Annotated in this window: 6 protein-coding genes; 3 read left to right on the plus strand and 3 right to left on the minus strand. The window is 71.2% G+C overall.

Annotation, left to right across the window (positions count from 1 at the left end):
- Positions 1 to 33: 33 nt before the first annotated feature.
- Positions 34 to 771, minus strand: coding sequence for a S1 family peptidase (locus tag Q7F20_RS17865; protein WP_305741407.1), 738 nt, complete (start codon positions 769 to 771; stop codon positions 34 to 36).
- A 113-nt stretch (positions 772 to 884) separates the two neighbouring features.
- Between Q7F20_RS17865 and Q7F20_RS17870 the strand changes: the two genes are divergently transcribed.
- Both Q7F20_RS17870 and Q7F20_RS17875 read left to right on the plus strand, forming a co-directional pair.
- A complete protein-coding gene (locus tag Q7F20_RS17870; RefSeq protein ID WP_305741408.1) occupies positions 885 to 1,712 on the plus strand; it encodes a GAF domain-containing protein in 828 nt (275 codons plus the stop codon).
- 41 nt (positions 1,713 to 1,753) lie between these two features.
- A complete protein-coding gene (locus Q7F20_RS17875) occupies positions 1,754 to 1,939 on the plus strand; it encodes a hypothetical protein (RefSeq protein WP_305741409.1) in 186 nt (61 codons plus the stop codon).
- A gap of 88 nt (positions 1,940 to 2,027) precedes the next feature.
- Here Q7F20_RS17875 and Q7F20_RS17880 read toward each other — a convergent pair whose 3' ends face one another.
- Positions 2,028 to 3,056 (minus strand): NADPH:quinone reductase, encoded by a 1,029-nt coding sequence (locus Q7F20_RS17880; protein ID WP_305741410.1) that lies wholly within the window; start codon positions 3,054 to 3,056, stop codon positions 2,028 to 2,030.
- 44 nt (positions 3,057 to 3,100) lie between these two features.
- The gene (locus tag Q7F20_RS17885; protein ID WP_305741411.1) at positions 3,101 to 3,469 is read right to left on the minus strand and encodes a helix-turn-helix domain-containing protein; all 369 of its coding nucleotides are present in this window, start codon (positions 3,467 to 3,469) and stop codon (positions 3,101 to 3,103) included.
- A gap of 92 nt (positions 3,470 to 3,561) precedes the next feature.
- On the opposite strand from Q7F20_RS17885, the gene Q7F20_RS17890 reads away from it, so the two are divergent.
- Complete coding sequence (locus tag Q7F20_RS17890; protein WP_305741412.1) at positions 3,562 to 4,209, plus strand: NAD(P)-dependent oxidoreductase; 648 nt, start codon at positions 3,562 to 3,564, stop codon at positions 4,207 to 4,209.
- Positions 4,210 to 4,291: the final 82 nt, after the last annotated feature.

Below are 4,291 nucleotides of genomic sequence, written 5' to 3' on the forward strand. Positions count from 1 at the left end.
CCGCGCCTCCCGTCCGATGGTGGGTGCGCTGGGTCAGACGCCCGCGGTCGAGCGGATCCAGCTGGCGGACTGGGTGAGGACGGCGTAGTTCGAGCCGGCGTGCGTGTTCGCTCCGGGGTCGGCGACGTCGCCGGTCGAGCAGACGCCGACGACCTTGCCGTTCACGACGAGCGCGCCGCCGGAGTCGCCGTGGTTCGACGCGCCGGTGACGCCGGTGACGTGCTGCGCCCGGCCGCCGTAGGCGTCCGTCGAGGCACCCGTGAGGTTCACGGTCGCCTGGTACAGGCCCGTCGTCGGGACGCTGTTCGCGCGGTTGCCGTACCCGAGGATCGTGCCGGTGCCGGAGTTCTTGGTGGTGTAGGCGAGGTCGAGCTGCGCGTAGGACGACAGTGTCTTCGGCGTGCTGAGGTGCACGAGCGCGATGTCCCCGGACGGCGCCGAGTAGAGCCGGTCCGCCGCGGTGGCCGCGCCCCGGTTCGTCGTGCTGTTCGAGTGGTAGACGTTCATCGCGGTCGTGGCGTCGACGCAGTGCTCGGCGGTGAGCACCCACGAGGCGTTGAGCTGCTCGCCCGTGCACCCGTAGGTGGCGGTGCCGCCCTGCTGGAAGACGAGCTGCAGCTCCCACGGGGTGCTCGGCGCCTGCTCGCCGCCGATGACCTGCGGGGAGACGGTGGCGGCGTTCGCCGCGGTCGCGCCGAGGCCACCGACGAGCAGGGTCATGGCCGCTGCGGCCGCGAGGGCGAGGGTCCTGGTCTTCGTTCGCTGCTTCATGGCCTGATCGTGCTCGGCCCCCGTTCGGGGGTCAAGTCAGCGTTGCAGGGGACAACAACGTCACCCTGTGGACAACTCCGTCAGCGTCGGTGGGGTGTCCTAGCGTCGTGGTCATGACAGGGGACTGGACCACGACGGGTCGTGGGCGACGCCGGGCCGGAGCGGTCGTCTGGCCGATCGTGGTCGCGACGGCGCCGACCGCTGCCTTCCAGCTGCCGAACCTCGTCGTGGCGCCCGGGGTGAAGGTCTCGCTCGTGGTGTTCGGCCTGGTCGTGCTGGCGGCCGCGGTGGTCGTGCAGATCGTGCGAGCGCGGCGGGCCGAGGCCTCGGTGGCGGTCGCGGCGTCGGTGGCGCGGTCGACCGAGCTCGAGCAGGGGACGGCCGTCCGCTACGCGTTCGGTCAGTTGGCCACGCGGCTCGCCCGGTTCGCCGAGCTGCGGCGGCAGGACCGACGTCAGGAGCTGCCGGCCTTCGCGGACCGGGTCGCGGTGGCGCTCGCGTTCTACCTGCTCCCCGGCGTGCCCGACGTCCGCGCGAACGTGTACCAGCTCTCCGAGGACCTCCGCGGTCTCGAACCGATCGGGCACGGTGGTGCGGAGGACACCGCCGGGGTGTTCCGCGCCGGGACCCCCTACGGCGACCGCAACCTCGACTGGGTGTTGGTCGGCGGCGGTCCACGGGTGGTGGGGGACCGCGCGGCCGACGTCGACGCCGACGAGGACCTGCCGGGCTTCGAGCCCCGCTACCGCTCGTACGTCTCGGTCGTGATCCGGTCGGAGGAGTACTCGTTCGGCATGCTCACCGTCGACTCGCCGGCCCCGGACGCCTTCACCGACCTCGACGCCAAGTACGTCGCGCTGATGGCCTCGTTCATGGCCGTCGCGTTCTCGCTCGCGAGCCCGTTCCCGGATCGCGACCGCAACCGCAGGAAAGGCCCGTGATGCGCACACGATTTGTCGGACGCTCGACGTACGATCCCCACATGACCATCGTGACCCCCGAACCGAAGCCCTTCGGTCGGTCCCGGGTGTACACCCCGAACTGGACCGACGACACGACCGACGCCGACTACGAAGACCCCGAGGTCATCGCCGCGAACATCGAGCGGGAGCGGGTCGCCGCCCGTCGCCGCTTCGAGGCGCGCCTCGCCGCTGCACTCGCTCGCTGATCCGACCCTGCGACGACGCTGACCAGAGCGATGCGTCCGCCCGACCAGAGCGCTGCGTCCGCCCGGCTCGGGCGGACGCCGCGCTTCGTCATGCGGCGCTGACGTCGATCAGCACCTTGCCGACGGTGTCCTGCTCGACCGCGTCGTGCGCCGCTGCGGTGTCCTCCAGGGTGAACCGCACGAGCGGCAGCCCGGCGTCCTCGCCGACGGGGAGCGCGCCGTCGCGCAGCGCCGCGGTGACGTCCTCGGCTGCCGCAGCCAGTGCCTCGTCGCCGATCGTGTACAGCAGCAGGAACTGGTAGCGGGCGTTGACGCTCATGTTCGGGCGGATCGGCAGGGTGGCGTCGTCACCGCCGTTGTTCGCGTAGATCGACACGACGCCGTGGTTCGCCAGGACCTCGGCGACGAGTCCGGCGTTCTGCGGGATCGAGACCTCGACCACGATGTCCACGCCGTCCGGGGCGATCTCGCGGACCTGCGCGGCGGCGTCGTCGTCGCGGTAGTTGACCGTGTGGTGGGCGCCGGCGGCGGTGGCGAGTGCGGCCTTCGCGTCCGAGCTGATGGTGGTGACCACGGTCGCCCCGGCCCATCGTGCGAGCTGGATCGCCGCGTGTCCCACGGCCCCGGCACCGCCGGCGACGAGGACGGTCTTGCCGGCGAGGACCCCGGGCGCGAGCCGGTCCGGACCGTGCTCGTGCGTCGTGAGCGCCCGGTGCGCGGTCATCGCCGGGACGCCGAGGGATGCGCCGACGTCGAAGCTCGTCCCCTCCGGCAGTGGTACGGCGCGCTCCGCGGGGACGACGGTGTACTCCTGCGCCGTCCCGGTCGGCCGACTCGCAGCGGCCATGTAGAGCCAGACGTGATCGCCGACCGACAGCCCCTCGACGCCGTCGCCGACCGCATCGACGACACCGGCGCCGTCCTGGTTCGGGGTGATCTCGGGGAACGGAAGACCGTCGCCGTAGGTGCCGCCGGCTCGGGCCTTCCAGTCGGTCGGGTTGACTCCGGAGACGACGACGCGGACGCGCACCTCGCCCGGGCCGGGCTCCGGGAGCGGGCGCTCCTCGAGGGACAGGACGGACGAGTCACCGGGCTTCGTGTAGACGACTGATCGCATGCCCCCAGGCAACCACGGTGTGCGTGCGGGGATTCCGGGGGTGTTCAGCGAGGCCGGGTGTCGTACTGCTCGCGGGAGACCGCGACGTCGTCCATGTTCGAGGTCGCCCAGTCCTCGAGCGGCTTGAGTACCGCGCGCAGGGACCGGCCGCGGTCGGTCAGCTCGTACTCGACGTGCGGCGGGATCTCGGGGAACACGGTCCGGGTGACGAGGCCGTCCCGCTCGAGTGCACGCAGGGTCTGCGTGAGCATCTTCTGCGACACGCCCTGCACGCGGGCGGCGATCGCCGAGTAGCGTGCCGGTCCGTCGGCGAGGGAGCCGATCGTCAGGACGCTCCACCGGTCGCCGATGCGATCGAGCAGCTGCCGCGAGGGACACTCGGCGGCGTAGGGGCTGTACTCGAGTGCTGACACGACGACCTCCGTTACGCACCGTGAGGTGCCTACTTACTCAAAGAGAGTAACGCTTGTACGGTGAGTGTCAACGTTCCACGAAAGGAAGCTCCATGACCAGCATCGTCGTCTTCGGTGGCACCGGCTACGCCGGCTCCGCCATCACCCGTGAGGCCCTCTCGCGCGGTATCGCCGTCACCGCCGTCGCGCGCGACACCTCGAAGCTCGAGGCCGCCGATGGGCTCACGCTCGCGCAGGGTGACGCCTTCGACGCGGACTTCGTGGCCGAGGTCACGAAGGGCGCCGACGTCATCGTCGTCGCACTCCACGCGGTGCAGGCGGACGGCAGCGAGCTGAAGGACAAGTTCCAGCCGTTCGTCGACGCCGCCGCCGCTGCCGGAGCGCGCCTGGGCATCGTCGGGGGTGCCGGTTCGCTGCTCGTCGCCGAGGGAGGCCCCGCGCTGTTCGACACGCCGGAGTTCCCCGACGCGTTCAAGGGTGAGGCGAAGAGCCACGCGCAGATCCTCGAGGCACTCCGCGCTTCGGGCACTGGAGTCGACTGGTTCTACGTGAGCCCGGCCGCGGCCTTCGGGAGCTACAACCCCGGCGAGCGTCGTGGCACCTACCGGACCACCGACGACGTCCTGCTGACCGATGCCGACGGCAACTCGGACATCTCCGGCGAGGACTACGCGATCGCCTTCGTCGACGAGATCGCTTCGCCGTCGCACCACCAGGCGCGCTTCGGCGTCGCGTACTAGCGGGCGGTTCGGTCCGCCCCTGCACAACGGAAGTCACCCGGAACCGCGCGATTGCGTGGTTCCGGGTGACTTTGCTTGTGCG

The sequence above is a fragment of the Curtobacterium sp. A7_M15 genome (assembly GCF_030705415.1).
GTDB lineage: Bacteria > Actinomycetota > Actinomycetes > Actinomycetales > Microbacteriaceae > Curtobacterium.

Coding starts and splice junctions, on each gene's coding strand:
- Q7F20_RS17865 (WP_305741407.1), bottom strand. CDS start 771: ATGAAGCAGCGAACGAAGACCAGGACCCTCGCCCTCGCGGCCGCAGCG.
- Q7F20_RS17870 (WP_305741408.1), top strand. CDS start 885: ATGACAGGGGACTGGACCACGACGGGTCGTGGGCGACGCCGGGCCGGA.
- Q7F20_RS17875 (WP_305741409.1), top strand. CDS start 1,754: ATGACCATCGTGACCCCCGAACCGAAGCCCTTCGGTCGGTCCCGGGTG.
- Q7F20_RS17880 (WP_305741410.1), bottom strand. CDS start 3,056: ATGCGATCAGTCGTCTACACGAAGCCCGGTGACTCGTCCGTCCTGTCC.
- Q7F20_RS17890 (WP_305741412.1), top strand. CDS start 3,562: ATGACCAGCATCGTCGTCTTCGGTGGCACCGGCTACGCCGGCTCCGCC.